The organism is Nocardia sp. NPDC050406 (genome assembly GCF_044459025.1).
Classification (GTDB): Bacteria; Actinomycetota; Actinomycetes; order Mycobacteriales; family Mycobacteriaceae; genus Nocardia.
In genome coordinates this window covers 80,863-97,530 of the sequence record NZ_JBITIM010000003.1, presented here as the reverse complement: position 1 = coordinate 97,530, position 16,668 = coordinate 80,863, and the positions used below count along the sequence as shown (strand labels likewise).

The 16,668-nt window shown below is 67.6% G+C and carries 20 protein-coding genes; 10 read left to right on the top strand and 10 right to left on the bottom strand.

The window, feature by feature from the left end:
• Positions 1 to 93: 93 nt before the first annotated feature.
• The 3 genes from ACIBH2_RS24040 (at position 94) to ACIBH2_RS24030 (ending at position 2,579) form a co-directional block, all read left to right on the top strand.
• Positions 94 to 792: a TetR family transcriptional regulator gene (locus ACIBH2_RS24040; protein WP_397121230.1), complete on the top strand. Its 699-nt coding sequence runs from the start codon at positions 94 to 96 to the stop codon at positions 790 to 792.
• A 132-nt stretch (positions 793 to 924) separates the two neighbouring features.
• Positions 925 to 2,082 (top strand): acyl-CoA dehydrogenase, encoded by a 1,158-nt coding sequence (locus ACIBH2_RS24035; RefSeq protein ID WP_397121228.1) that lies wholly within the window; start codon positions 925 to 927, stop codon positions 2,080 to 2,082.
• Positions 2,083 to 2,252: 170 nt separating this feature from the next.
• Entirely contained in the window at positions 2,253 to 2,579 is a 327-nt protein-coding gene (locus ACIBH2_RS24030; RefSeq protein WP_397121226.1) for a hypothetical protein, read from the top strand.
• 3 nt (positions 2,580 to 2,582) lie between these two features.
• Here the strand turns inward: ACIBH2_RS24030 and ACIBH2_RS24025 are convergent, their stop codons facing one another.
• A complete protein-coding gene (locus tag ACIBH2_RS24025) occupies positions 2,583 to 2,873 on the bottom strand; it encodes a GNAT family N-acetyltransferase (RefSeq protein WP_397121224.1) in 291 nt (96 codons plus the stop codon).
• A 45-nt stretch (positions 2,874 to 2,918) separates the two neighbouring features.
• Positions 2,919 to 4,238, bottom strand: coding sequence for an FAD-binding oxidoreductase (locus tag ACIBH2_RS24020; RefSeq protein ID WP_397122970.1), 1,320 nt, complete (start codon positions 4,236 to 4,238; stop codon positions 2,919 to 2,921).
• Between the two features lie 162 nt (positions 4,239 to 4,400).
• Between ACIBH2_RS24020 and ACIBH2_RS24015 the strand changes: the two genes are divergently transcribed.
• Both ACIBH2_RS24015 and ACIBH2_RS24010 read left to right on the top strand, forming a co-directional pair.
• Positions 4,401 to 4,721 carry a GroES family chaperonin gene (locus ACIBH2_RS24015; RefSeq protein ID WP_397121222.1) on the top strand — a complete coding sequence of 107 codons (321 nt, stop codon included), beginning with the start codon at positions 4,401 to 4,403 and terminating at the stop codon, positions 4,719 to 4,721.
• Between the two features lie 133 nt (positions 4,722 to 4,854).
• Positions 4,855 to 5,436: a TetR family transcriptional regulator gene (locus ACIBH2_RS24010; RefSeq protein ID WP_397121220.1), complete on the top strand. Its 582-nt coding sequence runs from the start codon at positions 4,855 to 4,857 to the stop codon at positions 5,434 to 5,436.
• Here ACIBH2_RS24010 and ACIBH2_RS24005 read toward each other — a convergent pair.
• The 4 genes from ACIBH2_RS24005 to ACIBH2_RS23990 form a co-directional block, all read right to left on the bottom strand.
• Positions 5,433 to 5,891: a nitroreductase family deazaflavin-dependent oxidoreductase gene (locus ACIBH2_RS24005; protein WP_397122968.1), complete on the bottom strand. Its 459-nt coding sequence runs from the start codon at positions 5,889 to 5,891 to the stop codon at positions 5,433 to 5,435. The two genes, ACIBH2_RS24010 and ACIBH2_RS24005, sit on opposite strands and share 4 nt — an antisense overlap.
• A gap of 294 nt (positions 5,892 to 6,185) precedes the next feature.
• On the bottom strand, positions 6,186 to 7,604 hold the full coding sequence (locus tag ACIBH2_RS24000) for an NAD(P)(+) transhydrogenase (Re/Si-specific) subunit beta (RefSeq protein ID WP_397121218.1): 1,419 nt from the start codon (positions 7,602 to 7,604) through the stop codon (positions 6,186 to 6,188).
• Between the two features lie 2 nt (positions 7,605 to 7,606).
• Entirely contained in the window at positions 7,607 to 7,933 is a 327-nt protein-coding gene (locus ACIBH2_RS23995; RefSeq protein ID WP_397121216.1) for an NAD(P) transhydrogenase subunit alpha, read from the bottom strand.
• Complete coding sequence (locus ACIBH2_RS23990; RefSeq protein ID WP_397121214.1) at positions 7,933 to 9,075, bottom strand: Re/Si-specific NAD(P)(+) transhydrogenase subunit alpha; 1,143 nt, start codon at positions 9,073 to 9,075, stop codon at positions 7,933 to 7,935. Before ACIBH2_RS23990 ends, ACIBH2_RS23995 begins: the two co-directional genes overlap by 1 nt.
• Positions 9,076 to 9,394: 319 nt before the next feature.
• Between ACIBH2_RS23990 and ACIBH2_RS23985 the strand changes: the two genes are divergently transcribed.
• Genes ACIBH2_RS23985 through ACIBH2_RS23975 form a run of 3 tightly spaced genes read left to right on the top strand, consistent with a single transcriptional unit; the run spans position 9,395 to position 11,305 of the window.
• A complete protein-coding gene (locus ACIBH2_RS23985; protein ID WP_397121212.1) occupies positions 9,395 to 9,844 on the top strand; it encodes an HIT family protein in 450 nt (149 codons plus the stop codon).
• On the top strand, positions 9,841 to 10,662 hold the full coding sequence (locus ACIBH2_RS23980; protein ID WP_397121210.1) for a maleylpyruvate isomerase family mycothiol-dependent enzyme: 822 nt from the start codon (positions 9,841 to 9,843) through the stop codon (positions 10,660 to 10,662). Before ACIBH2_RS23985 ends, ACIBH2_RS23980 begins: the two co-directional genes overlap by 4 nt.
• Positions 10,663 to 10,666: 4 nt before the next feature.
• Positions 10,667 to 11,305 (top strand): Type 1 glutamine amidotransferase-like domain-containing protein, encoded by a 639-nt coding sequence (locus tag ACIBH2_RS23975; protein ID WP_397121208.1) that lies wholly within the window; start codon positions 10,667 to 10,669, stop codon positions 11,303 to 11,305.
• 1 nt (position 11,306) lies between these two features.
• On the opposite strand, the gene ACIBH2_RS23970 is transcribed toward ACIBH2_RS23975, so the two are convergent.
• Positions 11,307 to 12,734: an MFS transporter gene (locus tag ACIBH2_RS23970; protein ID WP_397121206.1), complete on the bottom strand. Its 1,428-nt coding sequence runs from the start codon at positions 12,732 to 12,734 to the stop codon at positions 11,307 to 11,309.
• Positions 12,735 to 12,794: 60 nt separating this feature from the next.
• Here ACIBH2_RS23970 and ACIBH2_RS23965 point away from each other — a divergent pair, with 60 nt between their 5' ends.
• Positions 12,795 to 13,304, top strand: a complete 510-nt coding sequence (locus ACIBH2_RS23965) for a MarR family winged helix-turn-helix transcriptional regulator (protein ID WP_397121204.1) — start codon at positions 12,795 to 12,797, stop codon at positions 13,302 to 13,304.
• A 2-nt stretch (positions 13,305 to 13,306) separates the two neighbouring features.
• Here ACIBH2_RS23965 and ACIBH2_RS23960 read toward each other — a convergent pair whose 3' ends face one another.
• The 3 genes from ACIBH2_RS23960 to ACIBH2_RS23950 all read right to left on the bottom strand — a co-directional run bounded on the left by ACIBH2_RS23960 (position 13,307) and on the right by ACIBH2_RS23950 (position 16,180).
• On the bottom strand, positions 13,307 to 13,723 hold the full coding sequence (locus tag ACIBH2_RS23960) for a cupin domain-containing protein (RefSeq protein ID WP_397121202.1): 417 nt from the start codon (positions 13,721 to 13,723) through the stop codon (positions 13,307 to 13,309).
• 102 nt (positions 13,724 to 13,825) lie between these two features.
• Positions 13,826 to 15,211, bottom strand: a complete 1,386-nt coding sequence (locus ACIBH2_RS23955; protein WP_397121200.1) for an MFS transporter — start codon at positions 15,209 to 15,211, stop codon at positions 13,826 to 13,828.
• 129 nt (positions 15,212 to 15,340) lie between these two features.
• On the bottom strand, positions 15,341 to 16,180 hold the full coding sequence (locus ACIBH2_RS23950; RefSeq protein WP_397122966.1) for an NmrA family transcriptional regulator: 840 nt from the start codon (positions 16,178 to 16,180) through the stop codon (positions 15,341 to 15,343).
• A 286-nt stretch (positions 16,181 to 16,466) separates the two neighbouring features.
• Here ACIBH2_RS23950 and ACIBH2_RS23945 point away from each other — a divergent pair, with 286 nt between their 5' ends.
• The gene (locus tag ACIBH2_RS23945) at positions 16,467 to 16,595 is read left to right on the top strand and encodes a hypothetical protein (protein WP_397123097.1); all 129 of its coding nucleotides are present in this window, start codon (positions 16,467 to 16,469) and stop codon (positions 16,593 to 16,595) included.
• Positions 16,596 to 16,668 lie beyond the last annotated feature (73 nt).

The following is a 16,668-nucleotide window of genomic DNA, read 5'->3' as shown; positions in this document are numbered from 1 at the left end:
GCCTGTGAGATGTCGGGTCGCGTTTTGGGCGTACCCCTGGAGTTTACCCCGAGACTCACGAAATCAGTCGACCCGTTCAGGAGGAGAGTGCCTGTGACCGTAGCCGATTACGGTGGGCATGTGGCCTCGGATGACAGTGCGACCGCTCGACGCCTGACGGTTGTCGATCAGGCGCTGCGGTTGTTCGCCGAAAAGGGTTACGAGGCAACGACGGTCGACGAGATCGCCGAGGCGGCCGGGATTTCGCGGCGAACCTTCTTCCGGCAGTTCAAATCCAAGGAAGACGTGGTCTTCGCCGATCACGAATCGCAGCTGGCGCAGGCGCGTGAGTTCCTGGCCGCGTCCCAGGGCGATCCGTGGGACGCGGTGTGCGAAGCCGTCGTGGCGGTGTTCGAAAGGTTCACGCAGTGGCGGGAATTGGCGGCTCGGCGGTATCGGGTGGTGCGGCAGGTGCCCGCGCTGCGCGAGCGCGAGATCGTCACGGTGTTCCGCTACGATCGGCTGTTCACCGACTATCTGCGCCAGCAGTTGCGAGGGCGGTCCGATCTCGCGCTGGTGCAGTTCACCGCCGCGGTGACCGCGACCCACAACTATCTGCTGCGTCGCATGGTGCGCGGCGAGTCCGATGCCAGTCCGGCCGATCTGCGGTCGGCGCTGCTGGCCATCCCGCGTGACCGTCCCGACCAGTCGGCACCCGATGCCAGCGACATGATCGTGGCCGTCTTTCCCCGCGACATGCCGCCCCGGCAGGTCGCCGATCTCCTGGCCCGTCGCCTCGATACCCTGGACTAGCTCGCGAGTGGCGAATCTGACACTGCGTGCCATTGCTGATGAAGGGGTATCCCCACGTAATCGCGCTTTCGCGGCGTATACTCGGCTTCGACTGGCACTGAGTGCCGACGACACGAACCAGGAGTGAAACCCATGGCGGGCAATCCCGATTTCAACCTGTTCCAGCTCGAGGACTTCCATCACGAGCTGCGCGAGGCCATTCGCGGTCTGTCCGAGAAGGAGATCGCGCCCTACGCCAAGGACGTCGACGGCAACTCCCGTTTCCCGGAGGAGGCGCTGACCGCCCTCAACGCCGCCGGTTTCAATGCCGTGCACGTGCCGGAGGCCTACGGCGGCCAGGGCGCGGACTCGGTCGCCACCTGCATCGTCATCGAAGAGGTCGCCCGCGTCTGCGGTTCCTCCTCGCTCATCCCCGCCGTCAACAAGCTCGGCACCATGGGCCTCATCCTGAACGGCTCCGAGGAGCTCAAGGCCAAGGTGCTCGCCGACATCGTCGGCGGCAAGATGGCCTCCTACGCGCTGTCGGAGCGTGAGGCCGGTTCCGACGCCGCCTCCATGCGCACCCGCGCCCGCCAGGACGGCGACGGCTGGATCATCAACGGCTCCAAGTGCTGGATCACCAATGGCGGCAAGTCCGACTGGTACACCGTCATGGCCGTGACCGACGCCGACAAGGGCGCCAACGGCATCTCCGCCTTCATGGTGCACAAGGACGACGAGGGCTTCGTGGTCGGCCCGCTCGAGCACAAGCTGGGCATCAAGGGCTCGCCCACCGCCGAGCTGTACTTCGAGAACTGCAAGGTCCCCGGCGACCGCATCATCGGCGAGCCCGGCACCGGTTTCAAGACCGCCCTGCAGACCCTCGACCACACCCGCCCGACCATCGGCGCGCAGGCCGTCGGCATCGCCCAGGGCGCGCTGGACGCGGCCATCGCCTACACCAAGGACCGCAAGCAGTTCGGCAAGGCCATCGCCGACTTCCAGAACACCCAGTTCATGCTGGCCGATATGGCCATGAAGATCGAGGCCGCCCGCCTCATGGTCTACACCTCCGCCGCCCGCGCCGAGCGCGGCGAGAAGAACCTCGGCTTCATCTCCGCCGCCGCCAAGTGCTTCGCCTCGGATGTGGCCATGGAGGTCACCACCAACGCCGTGCAGCTCTTCGGCGGCGCGGGCTACACCACCGACTTCCCGGTCGAGCGCATGATGCGTGACGCCAAGATCACCCAGATCTACGAGGGCACCAACCAGATCCAGCGCGTGGTGATGAGCCGCGCCCTGCTGCGCTGAATTCGCCGCGGCGGTGAAATCCGCTGTGTAGCTGCGGGATAACTCCAGCGCCGGACCTGTCGTCGAAATGCGGCGGGACCGGTTGGCTGGAGTTTTCCTTTTTATACTTCCTTGGGAATCTTGTGGTTTCGGGACTGTCGGGGGCGGCTCGGCGGGGGCACTATGGAGCCATGGCCGGGGTCGAAATCAACGACAGGTTCGTCCGGCGCACGTTGGAAAACGGGCGGGTGGAAGAGGTTTCGTGGACGGAACTGTCGGAGGTGCGGATAATCACCACGGCGGACGGGCCGTTCGCCGAGGATGTGTTCTTCGTGCTGATCAGCGCCTCGGGAAAGGGTTGCGTGGTACCGCATTCGGCCGCGGACACCGCGTTTCTGCGACGGTTGCAGGCCCTGCCGGGCTTCGACAACGAGAAGGTCATCGAAGCCATGGTCAGCACCACCGACAAGCAGTTCCTGGTCTGGCGCAGAGCCGCCACCCGTCGCCACCGCAGCTGAGGGTCAGGCCACGAGGTCCGCGTACTCCGGGTTCTCGGCGATGAACTTCTCCACGTACCAGCAGGTGGGCACGATCGAGAACCCCGCCTTGCGGGAATCGTCGAGGGCGAATTCGACCACCTGCGCCGCGACCTTGCGCCCGCGGAATTCCGGGAAGGTCAGCGTGTGCTGGAAGTCGCGGACTTTCACGTCCTCACCGACGCGTTCGGTGTAGTCGGCATACCCGGCCAGGGTGTCGTCGAGATAGATCTCGTACCGGGTGGCCGCGACATTGTGTTCGAGCCTGGTGGTCATGTTCGAGTGAACTCCCTTGTGGCGAGGATTGTTCCGATGGGTGAGCTAGAGAACGGCACCGGGGTTGAGGATGCCGTGCGGGTCGAGGGCGTCCTTGATGCGTCGGGTCAGATCCATGACCTCGGGGCCGACCTGATCGGGTAGCCAGGCCTTCTTCAGCCGCCCGACGCCGTGTTCGCCGGTGATGGTGCCGCCCAGGCCGATGGCCAACTCCATGATCTCCCCGAAGGCCCGGTGGGCGCGTTCGGTTTCGTCGGCGTCGTTGGGATCGTGGACGATGAGCGGATGGGTGTTGCCGTCGCCCGCGTGCGCGATCACCGACACCAGCACCCGGCGGCGCTGTGCGATATCCGCGATACCCGTGACGAGGTCGCCCAAACGCGGCAGCGGCACACCGACGTCCTCGAGCAGGAGCGGCCCCTTGCGCTCCACCGCGGGGATGGCGAAACGCCGTGCCGCACAGAAAGCCTCGCCCTCCTCCGGATCGTCGGTGCGGAAAGCCTCGGTGGCCCCGGCCTTTTCGCAGGCGGCCAGCATGATGTCGGCCTCGTGCCCGGCGTGCTCGCCGGGAGCGTCGGAGCGAGCCACCAAGAGCCCGGCCGCGTTTCGGTCCAGCCCCATGCGCAGCTCGTCCTCGACGGCATTGATGGCGACGGCGTCCATGAACTCCAGCATGGACGGCCGCAGCGCGCCGGTGATGGCGAGAATGGCCTCGGTCGCCGCGGTCAGCGTGGGGAAGGTCGCCACCACGGTGGACTGCGGCGGTTGCGCGGGCAGTAGGCGCAGGGTGAGTTCGGTGATGATGCCGAGGGTGCCCTCGCTGCCCACGAACAGTTTGGTGAGCGACAGTCCCGCCGAGTCCTTCAGCCGGGGCCCGCCCAGCCGCACCACGGCGCCGTCGGCCAGCACCACCTCCATGCCGAGCACGTAATCGGTTGTGACGCCGTACTTCACGCAGCAGAGTCCACCGGCATTGGTGGCGGCGTTGCCGCCGATGGAGCAGATCTCGAAGGAGGAGGGGTCCGGCGGATACCACAGCCCCCGCTCGGCCACGGCCCGCTTCACCTCGGCGTTCAACAGTCCCGGCTGCACCACCGCGGTCCGTGTGACGGTATCGACGGTCATCTCCCGCATGCGCTCGGTACCGAGCAGCAGCGCCCCGTTCTGCGCGGTCGCCCCGCCCGAGAGTCCCGTCCCCGCGCCGCGCGGCACCACCGGCACCCGGTGCTCGTGCGCCCACCGCAGCACCGCCGACACCTGCTCGGTCGTGGTCGGCCGCACCAGGGCCAGGGCGATTCCGGCATTCGGGTCCAGGGCTCGGTCCTGGCGGTAGCCGCCGAGGACGTCGGGATCGGTCACCACCATGCCGTCGGGCAGCAGGGCGCGTAGGTCGTCGAGATCGGCAGAGCTGTGCGGGTCCACAAGGGAGAAACTACGTGGTCGACGCCCGGAAGTGGGGAACCGGTCCCATGCCGACCGGTCGCGCCCGTGCGGAGGCGGGTCGTGGCGGCGCAGTACACTGCGGCCGTGTCCGATCCCAAGCTCGAAATCCAAATGCTGCACGACCGCGTCATGGTCCGAATGAACCAGGAAGCGGGCGAACGGCGCAGCAGCGGGGGCATTCTCATTCCGGCGACCGCGCAGGTGGCCAAGCGGCTGTCCTGGGGTGAGGTGTGCGGTGTGGGCTCGCATGTGCGCGCGATCGGCGTCGGCGATCAGGTGCTGTTCAGCGCCGAGGATCAGTTCGAGGTGGAGATCCAGGGGCAGGCGTACTACGTGCTGCGGGAACGGGATCTGCACGCGGTGGCCAATGAGCGCCCCGAGCACGGGACCGGTCTGTACCTCTAGACACGCGATCGTGCCGGGAGCCGTGCCGCTGCCTGCTCGGTCACGTTCCATCAGGGGTTAACCCCGCATTCGCCCTTTCGCGCCTGTGCGAAGTCCCGCCATTTCAACCATTTGGTTGCCTACCATGGTCGTCATGGCTCCCAGGGACCCCGAGGCGACCAAGGCGCGCATATTCGACGCTGCCACAGCGGAATTCGCGCAGTACGGGATCGCGGGGGCGCGGGTCGACCGCATAGCGCGCCAGGCCCAGGCCAACAAACAGTTGATCTACGCCTACTTCGGCGACAAGCAACAGCTGTTCCACCGCGTCCTGGAGCGCACCATGCTCATCCTCGCCGAGGCGGTCACCGACAATATCGAAGACCTCGACACCTGGATCGACCAGCACATCGACTACCACCGCGCACACCCGGAGCTCCTGCGCCTACTCCAATGGGAGGCACTGGAACTCGGCCCCGACCACGCCACCGCCGGTGAACTCCGCGCCGGACGCTACGCCGCCAAACGCGATTCGATCGTCGCCGCCCAACACAAGGGCCTCATCCGCCCCGACATGCCCCCCGGCTACGTCCTCAACGCCCTGATGAGCCTGATCAACCACCCCCTCGCGGTACCTCAGGTGCGCGACTTCGTCCTTGGCCCCGACGCCGACCCGGAAGAGCTACGCACCTGGGTGAAGGACAGCATCCGGCGCATCCTCGCCCCACCGCCCTAGCTCCCGGGCAAGGACCGGTCGCTGAACGGCCAGCGCCGCCTGCCGATCCGCTCACCCAGTTCGACGACGAACGGGATACCACCATCGAACCAAGCACGATGCAGCTCTACGACTTTGGCCCGCGTCGGCCGTCCAGGTCGATGAAATGCGCCCTCTACGTAGTCGAATGGATGAACCCGCTCGCACAGCGCCACATAGGCCGAACGCCTCTCGGCCTCATCGCGAACCTCCCGCGCGACGCCCGTGTGCACACCCCCGGGCAGCTGTATCCGCACCTGCGGATTACTACGAATGTTCTTGTACCACAGCGCATGCGACCCCCGAATCGACACGCAATACACCACTCGCCCCTCCCGCGCCGCCTTCACCGGCGTATGCCTCGCCTTCCCACTCCTCCGCCCCACAGTGGTCAACACGCCAACCCCACCCGGCAGCCACACCAGAAACCACGGCATATGCACCGCATGCAGCACCCGCGTGAACACCCGAACCCCCCGAGCGCTGGGCGACCACCCCCGCCTACGCACTCGCTCCGGAAGATATTGCCCATCTTCGTATTTCAGTGACTCGGGAACCGGCTCCACCGCGAATCCACCCATCGCGCCACCCCTCGCTCGCCATACCCTCGATTGAACCGCCCTCGCGCCGAGGTGGCAATGACGGTCGAGCCTTCGAGGGCGTCGGCTGGAAACGAGAACGGCCCGTGCCCCGGGAGGGGCACGGGCCGGACCCATGCGTAAGACGTTGTCCTACAGTGCCTTCAGTTCCTCGGTGACGGCGCCGACGGACTTCTTGGCGTCGCCGAACAGCATGGAGGTGGTGTCGGCGTAGAACAGCGGGTTGTCGATGCCCGCGAAGCCGGAGTTCATCGAGCGCTTGAGGACGATGACCGACTTGGCCTGGTCGACGTTGAGGACCGGCATGCCGTAGATGGGGGAGGAGGAGTCCTCCCGGGCGGCGGGGTTGGTGACGTCGTTCGCGCCGATGACCAGGGCGACATCGGTGCGGCCGAATTCGCCGTTGATATCGTCCATCTCCTTCATGGCGTCGTAGGAGACCTCGGCCTCGGCCAGCAGCACGTTCATGTGGCCGGGCATACGACCGGCGACGGGATGAATGGCGTACTTGACCTCGACGCCCTTGGCCTCGAGCAGGGCCGCCATCTCCTTGACCGCGTGCTGGGCCTGGGCGACGGCCATACCGTAGCCGGGCACCACGATGACCTGGTTGGCGTAGGCCATCTGGATGGCGGCATCGGCCGCGGAGGTGGCCTTGGCCTGCTTCTGCTCGCCGCCACCCGCGCCGGGAGCCGTTCCGCCACCACCGAATCCGCCCGCCACAATGGCGGGGATGGACCGGTTCATGGCCTTGGCCATGAGGTTGGTGAGGATGGTGCCGGACGCGCCGACGATCATGCCCGCCACGATCATGGCGGTGTTGTTGAGCGCCAGACCCGCAGCGGCGGCGGACAATCCGGTGAGCGCGTTGAGCAGCGAGATGACCACGGGCATATCCGCGCCGCCGATGGGCAGCACGACCATGAGCCCGAGGATTCCGGCCAGCACCAGCACGGCGATCATCCACAGCTGGGACACGCCCTCGTTGGTCGCGCCGATACCGATGACCACCGCGGCCGCGACCGCACCCAGGAGCAGCAGCAGATTCAGCGGCTGCTGCAGCTTGCCGATGCCGATCGGACGACCCGGCAGCGTCTCCTGCAACTTCAGGAACGCGATGAGCGAACCCCAGAACGACACCGAACCGATGATCGCCGCGAACAGCGAGGCGATCACGATGTGCACGGTCGGCTCTTCACCGTGCTTGAACGCGGAAAACCCGGTGGTGTCGAGGAATTCGGCCCAGGCGATCAGCGCCACGGTGCCACCGCCGACGCCGTTGAACGCCGCGACCAGCTGCGGCATGGCGGTCATCTTGGTGCGCTGCGCCGGGGGCACGCCCAGCACCACACCGACCACGAGACCGGCGACGATGATGATCCAGTTGCTGGTATCGCGAATCGAGATGAGCGTCGCCACCACGGCGATCACCATGCCGATGGCGGCGATCCAGTTGCCGCGCACCGCCGTCTTGGGTCCGGTGAGACCCATCAGGCCGTAGATGAACAGCGCGAAGGCGACGATGTAGAGAATATTGACGAGATTGTCCATGGCTACTTACCCGCCTTCGCTGAAACCTCGGTCGCGGCAGGCTTTTTCCCCTTGAACATGCCCAGCATCCGGTCGGTCACGACGAAGCCGCCGATGACGTTCAGGGTGCCGAACACGACGGCGACGAACAGGATGATCTGCATGAGCACCGAGGGGTGCTCGACCTTGCCGAACACCACCAGCGCGCCGAGCACGACAATGCCGTGAATGGCGTTGGTGCCCGACATCAGCGGGGTGTGCAGGGTGTTGGGAACCTTGGAGATCACGGCGAAGCCGACGAATCCGGAGAGCACCAGAATCGCGATATTCGCCAACAGTTCGGTGTACATCAGGCTTCCACCTCACGTGTCACGCAGGAGTCCGCCAGCACCTGATCGGAGAAATCGGGTGCCAGCGCACCGTCTTTCAGCATCAGTTCGAGCAGGGCGGAGATGTTCTTGGAGTACAGCTCGCTGGCATGCTCCGGCATGGTGGCCGGGAGATTCAGCGGCGAGGCGATGGTGACGCCGTGCTTGACAACGGTTTTGCCGGGTTCGGTCAGCTCGCAGTTGCCGCCGGTCTCACCGGCCAGGTCCACGATCACCGAACCGGGCTTCATACCCTCGACGGCGGCGGCGGTGACCAGGCGCGGCGCGGGACGCCCCGGGACGAGCGCGGTGGTGATCACCACGTCGAAGCCCTTGATGGCATTCTCCAAAGCCTGCTGCTGCTGGGCCTTCTCGTCATCGGTGAGCTCACGGGCGTACCCGCCCTCACCGGCGGCGTCGATACCCAGGTCCAGCCACTGCGCACCCACGGATCGCACCTGGTCGGCGACCTCGGGCCGCACGTCGTAGCCGGTGGTGCGCCCGCCGAGGCGCTTGGCGGTGGCCAGGGACTGGAGTCCGGCCACGCCGACGCCGAGCACCAGCACGGTCGCGGGCTTCACGGTGCCCGCGGCGGTGGTGAGCATGGGGAAGAAGCGGGTGGACTCCGACGCGGCCAGCAGCACGGCCTTGTAGCCCGCGACATTGGCCTGCGAGGACAGCGCGTCCATGACCTGGGCGCGCGAGATGCGCGGGATGGCCTCCACGGCGAAGGCTTGTACGCCAGCGTCTTTCAGCGCGCCGATCTTGGTGTCGGCATTGCGCGGCGCGAGGAAGCCGATGAGCGTCTGCCCGGCCGAGAGCTTGGCGATCTCGGAATCATTGGGCGGCGCGACCTTGACGACCACCTCGGCGCTCCACGGATCCCCGATGGTCGCACCCGCCTGGGTGTAGAGCTCGTCGGGAATGAGCGCGCCCAGACCGGCACCGGACTCGACGATCACCTCCACACCCTGCTTCAGCAGGGACGGAATGATCTTCGGCACCAACGCGACACGTCGTTCGTCCGGGTTCGTCTCGCGAACCACGCCGACGCGCGCCCCGCGCGGAGCGCCCTGATCAGCGTTGCGGGGCGTTCCGCTGACCTCGCTCTGCGTTGTGTCCACTTGTCAAACTTCCTTCTCGTGGTGAGTCCGGGAACTTACTCCGCAGTAAGTTCGACAGAATTCTCGCAACTGTACCCGGCTCGCGGTGAGCTTAGTGGAGATGGCTGTCACATAGTGCGGTGAGAACGCCGCACGCCATATCCGTGCAAACCCACCTTCCTGGGCAAATGGGACTCGCTCATATTCGGTTGTCGCGCCAGCCGCCACAAGTACGCACCGCCGGGTAGGGGTGCTTACCTCGCGGTGTGCGAGCAGGTGAGACGCCCGCGCGCCCGCCCGGGGGTGTCGCGGCTCACTTTTACGCCGTAATCTCGGCGGGGTGAGTGGCTGTATCTTTTGCCGGATCGTCGCGGGCGACGCACCCGCGACCAAGATCCACGAGGACGACACCCTGCTGGCGTTCCTCGACATACGGCCCATCACCCGAGGTCACACGCTGATCATTCCCAAAGGGCATGCCACCGATCTGGACGAGTTGAGCCCGGCGCTGGGCGCGCGGCTCTTCGGCTTCGGCCATCGCCTCTCGAAGGCCATGCGTCGCAGCGATCTCGGCATCCACGGCGCGAACCTGCTGATCAATGACGGTAAAGCCGCTTTCCAGACGGTGCATCACGTCCACCTGCACGTCGTGCCCCGCACCAATGGCGACATGTTCACCCTGGCCAAGGGCTTCCTGCTGCGCCGACCGCACGACCAGGAAGCGACCGCCGCCGCACTGCGATCCGGTCTGGACCGGCTCGCCGCCGAGGAGAAGGAAACCAACGCATGACCGACACCGTGCCGGACCGCGCGGAATCGATCGCCCTGCTGTCCGACCAGTGGGACGCGCTTGCCCGCCTGGTGGACGGGTTGGACGACACCGGCTGGCGCACGGCCTCGTCGCTGCCGGGCTGGACCGTGTTCGATGTGATCGCGCACATCACCGGCACCGAGGCCATGCTGCTCGGCGAGCCGACCCCCGAGGTCGAGGTGACCGAACTCGACCACGTGCGAAATCCCATCGGCGAACTGAACGAGAAGTGGATCGAATCGCTGCGGCCGCTGTCCGGGCAGCAGCTGATGGCCCGCTTCCGTGACGTCACCGACCGGCGGTCGAAGGTCCTGGCCGCGATGGACGAGGCGGCGTGGACCGCGCCGGTGCCGTCGCCGGTGGGCGTGGTGCCCTACGGTCGGTTCATGCGGATTCGGCTGTTCGACTGCTGGATGCACGAGCACGATATCGCCGATGGCCTGCGGGTTTCCGTGGACGAGGGCGGGGTGCGCGGTGCCGCCGCCTTCGCCGAGCTCACACCCACGCTGGGCAAGTCCGTGGTGAAGGGCGCGGGTGCGCCGGACGGTACCCGGGTCACCTTCGAGATCGGCGGATCCGCCCCGCACACACTGCATGTCGTGGTCGAGGGCGGTCGGGCGACGCTGGTCGAGGGCCTCGACGCCCCCGCCACCGTGGTCATCGGTATGGGCTCCGAACTCTTCGCGCGCTTGCGCGGTGGCCGGACCAGCGCCGAGGCGCATGCCGACGAGATCGCCCTCGGCGGCGATACCGAGCTCGGTGACCGGCTGGTCCGCAGCCTCGCCTTCACCATTTGATCCCGTGCGACTCTTCCTGTCCGCCTACCGATTCGGCGCGCATTCCGATCGGCTGCTCGGCCTGGTCGGTACGCCGGGGCGGGTGGCGGTGATCGCCAATGCCTGCGATGCCTGGCCCTCGGCGTGGCAGAGCGCGGTGACCAGCGACCTGGTTCCCCTGCGGCGCTTGGGGTTCCAGCCGGAGGTGGTGGATCTGCGCGAGTACGTGGGTCGCACCGCGGAGTTGGAGCAGGTGCTCGCCGGATACCCGATGCTGTGGGTGCGCGGCGGGAACACCTTCGTGCTGCGCGCCCAATTCGCGCGCAGTGGAGCCGATCTCGTCATTCCCCGGCTGCTCGCCGCCGACGCCTTCGTCTACGCGGGATACAGCGCGGGCGCCTGCGTCATGACTCCCGACCTGCATGGCCTGGAATCCGTGGACGATCCCGCCGAGGTGCGCCCGGCCTGTGGCATCGAACCACTGTGGGACGGACTCGGCCTGGTCGGCAAACGCATAGTCCCGCACCTGGATTCGCCCACCGACCCGGAGGGCCTGAGTCGACAGCTGGCGCGGGACTACCGTGCGGCCGGAATTCCGTTCTGGGCCTTGACCGATGACGACGCGGTGATCGTCGACGGCGCGGACGTCACCGTCCTGGACTGACTCACTCGCCCTTGTGCCGCAACCCATGTCCGAGGGCGACGGCCGCGGTGAGGAACGCGCCGATGGACAGGATCGCGAAGCTGGCCACATAGGCGTTCAAGGTCGGCACCTGCGTTCCGGCGATGACATGCGCCGACAGGATGGAGGCCGTCACCGCGCCCGCGATACTGCCGCCCGCCGTACGGACCAAAGAGTTGATGCCGGAGGCGATTCCGCTCTCGCTCATGGGCACGTGCCGCACCGCGAGGGTGCCCAGCGCCGCGTAGCCGATGCCGAATCCGGTGCCCTGCAGGATCTGCGAGATCACCATGTCGTAGCCGTGGTCGTGGGAGATGGCCAGCCACGCCATGGACGCACCGGCGAACGCCGCGCCGATGGCGAGGGTGTAGGCCGGTCCGATCTTGGCCGCGATCCGGCCGGTGCGGAAGGAGAAGAAGGTCATCAGCGCCGCGCTCGGAATGCCGTAGAGACCCACGGCGAGCACCGATCCGGACAGGCCGTAGCCGACCTTGTCCGCGGGCGTCTGAATGAAATTCGAGATGAGCGTGAAGGATCCGAACATGGCGAAGCCGAGCAGCGCCGAGGCGACGTTCGCCGACAGCGACTGCGGACCGACCAGCAGTGGCAGTCGCACCAGCGGCTGTGCGACCTTCAGTTCGACGAAGATCCACACCGCGGTGAGTACGACCGCGGCGGCGAACAATCCGAGCACCGAACCGGAAGCCCAGCCCCAGCGCGGGCCCTGGCTGATGCCGAGCAGCAGACAGATGAGCAATCCGGCCAGCAGGACAGCGCCGAGGTAGTCGGGCTTGCCGCCGTGGCGCACGCCATTGTTCTTGGCGCTCACCTGAATCAGGACGGCGGCGACCACGCCGAGCGCGGCGGTCAACCAGAAGACCGGGTGCGGATCCTGGGTGTGATCGGCGATGAGGCCGGTGACCAGCAGGCCGACGGTGCCGCCGACGCCCATGGTGCCCGAGACCACGCCGATCGCCCCGACCAGGCGCTCGCGCGGGAAGGTGTCGCGGATGATGCCGATGGCGAGCGGGATCATGGCGGCCGAGGTGCCTTGCAGCGCACGGCCGATGATGTAGACGCCGAGCGAGTCGGCGAAGGCGCAGATGATCGAGCCGACGACGAGCAGGCCCATGGTGGTCAGCACCATCGGCTTCTTGCCGTACATATCGCCGAAGCGCGACAGCAGCGGCGTGGAGACCGCGCCGGTGAGCAGGGACGCGGTGAACAGCCAGGTGACGCCGGAGACGTCGGTGTCCAGCTGCGTGATCATGCGGGGCAGCAGCGGGATGACGACGGTCTGCTGCAGTGAGACCACCAGTCCGGCGGCGCACAGGGCGAGCAGTGTCAGGCCGAGATGCGCCTGGGGGCGGTCGCCGGTCGTGGGCCCGGCGGCCGCGGCGGTGGTAGTCATGTGGTGCAGTCCTCTGTATTACTTACGGTAATTAAGTAAAAGGTTTCGTAAGATAACCACATGCCTCCCTCCAGGGCCACCTCCGAATTGGATGACGCGGCTCACATCGTCGAACTCGAGCGCGCCATGGCGCGCATCGCGTACCTGCTGACCAGGGCCCGCCGCCACGACCGCGCCGTCACCGCCTGTGGCATCACGGTCGACCGCGCCAGCGTGCCGCTGCTGCGCGTACTCGCCGAGGCCGACGAGCCGATGCGGCTGGGGGAGCTCGCCGCGCGCCTGGATGTGGAGGCCCCGCATGTCACCCGGCAGGTGCAGCGGCTCGAGCGGACCGGGTACGTGGAGCGGGTCGCCGACCCCGACGACCGTCGCGCCCAACGCGTGCAGCCCACCGCGGCCGGTCACGCCGCCGTCGAGGCCATTCGCTCGGTGCAGCGCCGCTGGATGCGAGAAGCGTTGGCGGACTGGACCTCCGAGGATCTGGCGCTGCTGTCCGAGCTCAATCACCGCATGATCGACGACTTCGCCGTCCACGGCGCCTGCCTGGAAGCCGAGCGCCAGCAAGCCTGACCTCAGCCCAGCGCGCACCCCGGGTCGTCCACGCCGCGCTGCGCCGGGCTCCCCGTCGGCTGAATCTGCAAGCCCACCATCACCAGTGGCTCACTGCTCAGATTCCGTGTGATGTGCACATCCCCCGCGGGCTCGACGAACCCCGACCCGACCCCACCCGACGCCATCAACCGACACTGCGCATCGTGCCGAGTGAGCGTCCCACTGCGAACCACTCCGTAGATCGCCCCGTCGTGCGTATGCCAGCCGGTGCTCCCGCCCGGCGCGATCGTCAGCTCCCGCAGAACGTAATCCGTTCCGCCCACGGTGATCTGCGAAATCACCCGCCCGGTAACCCCGGACGGCGCAGCCTGGGCGGGCACACCGACGCCCAGGGCACAGGCCGCACTCACAACGGCGACACCGAACAGAACACGCATACCTCAGCTTGGCATCAGCTCATCCGGCGCGTAGCCGCTTTCGGCACGATCGAGAATGTGGCGGTCAGCCCAGCGGTTCCATGGGCATTCTCGGGCCAACGGTCAGACCGCGCGCTCCTGTGGGGCCTTTGTCGGGGCGACGACGTGGGCGTAGAACGCGCACACCAGCATGGCGGCGAAGGGAACCAGCATGGCGGCGGTGAGGGGGATGAGTTCGGTGAGCCAGCCGATGATGACCGGGCCCGCCAGCAGGCCGACGTAGCCGAAGCCGAAGACGCGTGACATGTCGGTAGCGGCCGAGCTGGTGCCGAGATTGCCCGCGGCGGTGAAGACTTGGGGGACGCCGCCGGAGAGGCCGATGCCGCAGAGGGCCCATCCGGCCAGGGTCAGCGGAGCCCAGGGCGACAGCACGACCAGCGCGAATCCGAAGGCCGCGAGCAGGGTGCCCCAGCGCACCACGGCGACCGGGCCGAAGCGGCCGCTGACGCGGTCGGCGACGAGGCGGCCCAAGGTCATGGTGGTGGAGAACGCGCCGAAGGCCAGGGCCGCGGTGGCGGCGTCGGCTCCCACGCGTTCGCGCATCTGCAGGGCGCTCCAGTCGCCGACCACGCCTTCGGCCATCAGCAGCGCGAAGGCGATCGCGGCCAGCGCCAACACCTTTCGAGTATCGCGGCCGAGCCGCCGCTCCACCGGCCTTCCGCGCGATCCGGCATGCGCGAACGCCAGTTCGGCCTCGGCTTCCGCCTCGCACGGTGCCGAATGGTGTTGCGGCGTGGCGGTAGACGACTCGTACTCGGGTGAAGACGGCTGCGGCGCAGCGGTTCGTGGCTCCCGCGACCCCGAATCTCGTTGTCCCTGCGCGATGGTCGCCGAGGCGGCATCAGCCGGTGCGGTCGAATCCGGCCGGGCCGAGGTTTCGGGCGGTAGCAGCCGGGGCGCGCTCAGGGCGATGACGCCGATCCCGGCGGTCGCCGCGACGATCATGGTTGTGCGGATGTCCCATCCGGCCCGCTGTGCCGCGGCTCCGGCGAGGGACCCGGCCAGCGCGCCGCCGGAGAAGAGGGCGTGGAAGGCCGACATGATCGGGCGGCCGTAGCGCGATTCGACCTGTACCGCATGGGCGTTCATGGCCACGTCGAGTGCGCCGAAGCCGAGGCCGTAGACGATCAGCGCCAAGGCCAGGGTGCGGGTGTCGGTGGCGAAGGCGGGGCCGATGATGGCGACGGTGGTGAGCGCCGCGGCGGCGGTGGTGACCGCGCGACTGCCGAATCGGTCGGTGAGTTTCCCCGCCGCCTGCATGCTCACGATGGCACTGCCCGACATGAGCAGCAGCAGCATGCCGAGCGTGGCGTGCGATACCCCGGTCCGCGCCGTTACGGCCGGGATGTGCACGAACCACAGGGCCGATGCCAACCCGTTCAGGCTGAACACCGCGAACACCGCGATGCGTGCGGCTCGGAGGGGAGGAGCGGGCGTCGAAGCAGCCATTGATTCGACGCTACCGTGCTTCGGATCCGTCAGCCCGGAAGCTCCTCGTTACCTTCGCCGAATCCGGCATCCTTGGCGGATCTGCGAAGTTTCCGAAATCTGTGCCGTACAACCTGTTTGACTCCTATTCTATTCGGAGGCACCGACAAGTTTCGGCCTCGCCGAGCCTCCCCAGACCCCCGATTCGGCGGCTTCTCGCGCATATACGGCAAAGTCCTTGGGCGCACGTCCGAGGGCCTCCCGCACCCCGTCGGCGGTGGCGGAATTACGGCCGTCGAACAGCGTGCCGAACAGGTAGTCGAGCAGGCTCACCACCTCCCCGGGCAGCGCGGAGCAGGCCAGCGAGGCGATGAACTCGGTGCGCGAGAGCTCCGCGAAGGCGATCTCCCGCCCCGTCGCCGCCGCGATCTCACCGACGGCCTCGGCGAAGCTCAGCGCCCGCGGCCCCGTCACCTCGTACACCCGCCCGACATGCCCATCCTCGGTCAACGCCCGAACCGCCACCTCGGCGATGTCGTCGGCATCCACGAACGGCTCGGGCACATCGCCATTGGGCAATGCCACCACCCCGGCCAGGACGCTCGCCAGAAATACGCCCTCACTGAAGTTCTGCGCGAAGAACGCGCTCCGCACGATCGTCACCTCCAGCCGCGACGCCAGCACGATCCCCTCGCACTCCCGCGCCTCCGGCTCCCCCCGCCCCGACAGCAACACCACCCGCCGCACGCCCGCCGCCCGAGCTGCCGCCGTGAACGCCTTGATATCCGACGGCGCACCCGGCATCGCCAAATCCGGCTGATACGCCAGATACACCGCCTCCACCCCGCCCAACACGGCCCGCCAGCCCGACCGATCACCCCAATCGAACGGAATATCCGCCCCTCGCGCCCCGACCCGCACCGACACTCCCAGCGCCACCAGCCGAGCCACCACGCGCCGCCCGGTCTTCCCGGTGCCACCGAGCACCAGAATGGTGCTGCCCGAATGCGCTTGGGCGATACGCGACTCGGCCGCAGAGCCACAGACAGGAGCGGTGCTGACGGGTGCAGCTGCGATAAGCCTGCGCGCTGTGGTGGTGGCGGCGGGCAGGGTGTTGGGAGCAGCGGCAGAGTCTGGACCGGAACCGTCGACCGGCGCGGGTCCGGATAGATCGGCGACGGGAGCATTCGTGGAAGCCGAAATGGCGAGATGAGCACCGCCGCCGGAGGTTCCTCGACCGGCGAAACGGCCACGACGGCGAGGCGGTTCGGCGGCGGTGGCAGAGGCGTGCGTGGTGTGGGAAGCAGCTGGGCCGGAGTTCGGCCCGGCACCGAGCACCGGGGTGCTGCCGGAAGCGGTCGCGGTACTGGAGACCGGCGTGGTGGCGTCGGCGGTGCGGCCATGACCAGCGTCGATGCTGGTGCCGGTGTCGTTGTTTCGCATATATCGAGTACAGCGAGATTCGTTGTGATCGCCTA

What these genes read in the sequence shown, in the direction of transcription:
- ACIBH2_RS23970 (WP_397121206.1), bottom strand. Translation starts at nt 12,734, where the DNA reads ATGACTACCACCGCCGCGGCCGCCGGGCCCACGACCGGCGACCGCCCC.
- ACIBH2_RS24030 (WP_397121226.1), top strand. Translation starts at nt 2,253, where the DNA reads ATGGCCGGGGTCGAAATCAACGACAGGTTCGTCCGGCGCACGTTGGAA.
- ACIBH2_RS23980 (WP_397121210.1), top strand. Translation starts at nt 9,841, where the DNA reads ATGACCGACACCGTGCCGGACCGCGCGGAATCGATCGCCCTGCTGTCC.
- ACIBH2_RS24035 (WP_397121228.1), top strand. Translation starts at nt 925, where the DNA reads ATGGCGGGCAATCCCGATTTCAACCTGTTCCAGCTCGAGGACTTCCAT.
- ACIBH2_RS23960 (WP_397121202.1), bottom strand. Translation starts at nt 13,723, where the DNA reads ATGCGTGTTCTGTTCGGTGTCGCCGTTGTGAGTGCGGCCTGTGCCCTG.
- ACIBH2_RS24025 (WP_397121224.1), bottom strand. Translation starts at nt 2,873, where the DNA reads ATGACCACCAGGCTCGAACACAATGTCGCGGCCACCCGGTACGAGATC.
- ACIBH2_RS23955 (WP_397121200.1), bottom strand. Translation starts at nt 15,211, where the DNA reads ATGGCTGCTTCGACGCCCGCTCCTCCCCTCCGAGCCGCACGCATCGCG.
- ACIBH2_RS24010 (WP_397121220.1), top strand. Translation starts at nt 4,855, where the DNA reads ATGGCTCCCAGGGACCCCGAGGCGACCAAGGCGCGCATATTCGACGCT.
- ACIBH2_RS23965 (WP_397121204.1), top strand. Translation starts at nt 12,795, where the DNA reads ATGCCTCCCTCCAGGGCCACCTCCGAATTGGATGACGCGGCTCACATC.
- ACIBH2_RS24000 (WP_397121218.1), bottom strand. Translation starts at nt 7,604, where the DNA reads ATGGACAATCTCGTCAATATTCTCTACATCGTCGCCTTCGCGCTGTTC.
- ACIBH2_RS23995 (WP_397121216.1), bottom strand. Translation starts at nt 7,933, where the DNA reads ATGTACACCGAACTGTTGGCGAATATCGCGATTCTGGTGCTCTCCGGA.
- ACIBH2_RS24020 (WP_397122970.1), bottom strand. Translation starts at nt 4,238, where the DNA reads ATGGTGGTGACCGATCCCGACGTCCTCGGCGGCTACCGCCAGGACCGA.
- ACIBH2_RS24005 (WP_397122968.1), bottom strand. Translation starts at nt 5,891, where the DNA reads ATGCCGTGGTTTCTGGTGTGGCTGCCGGGTGGGGTTGGCGTGTTGACC.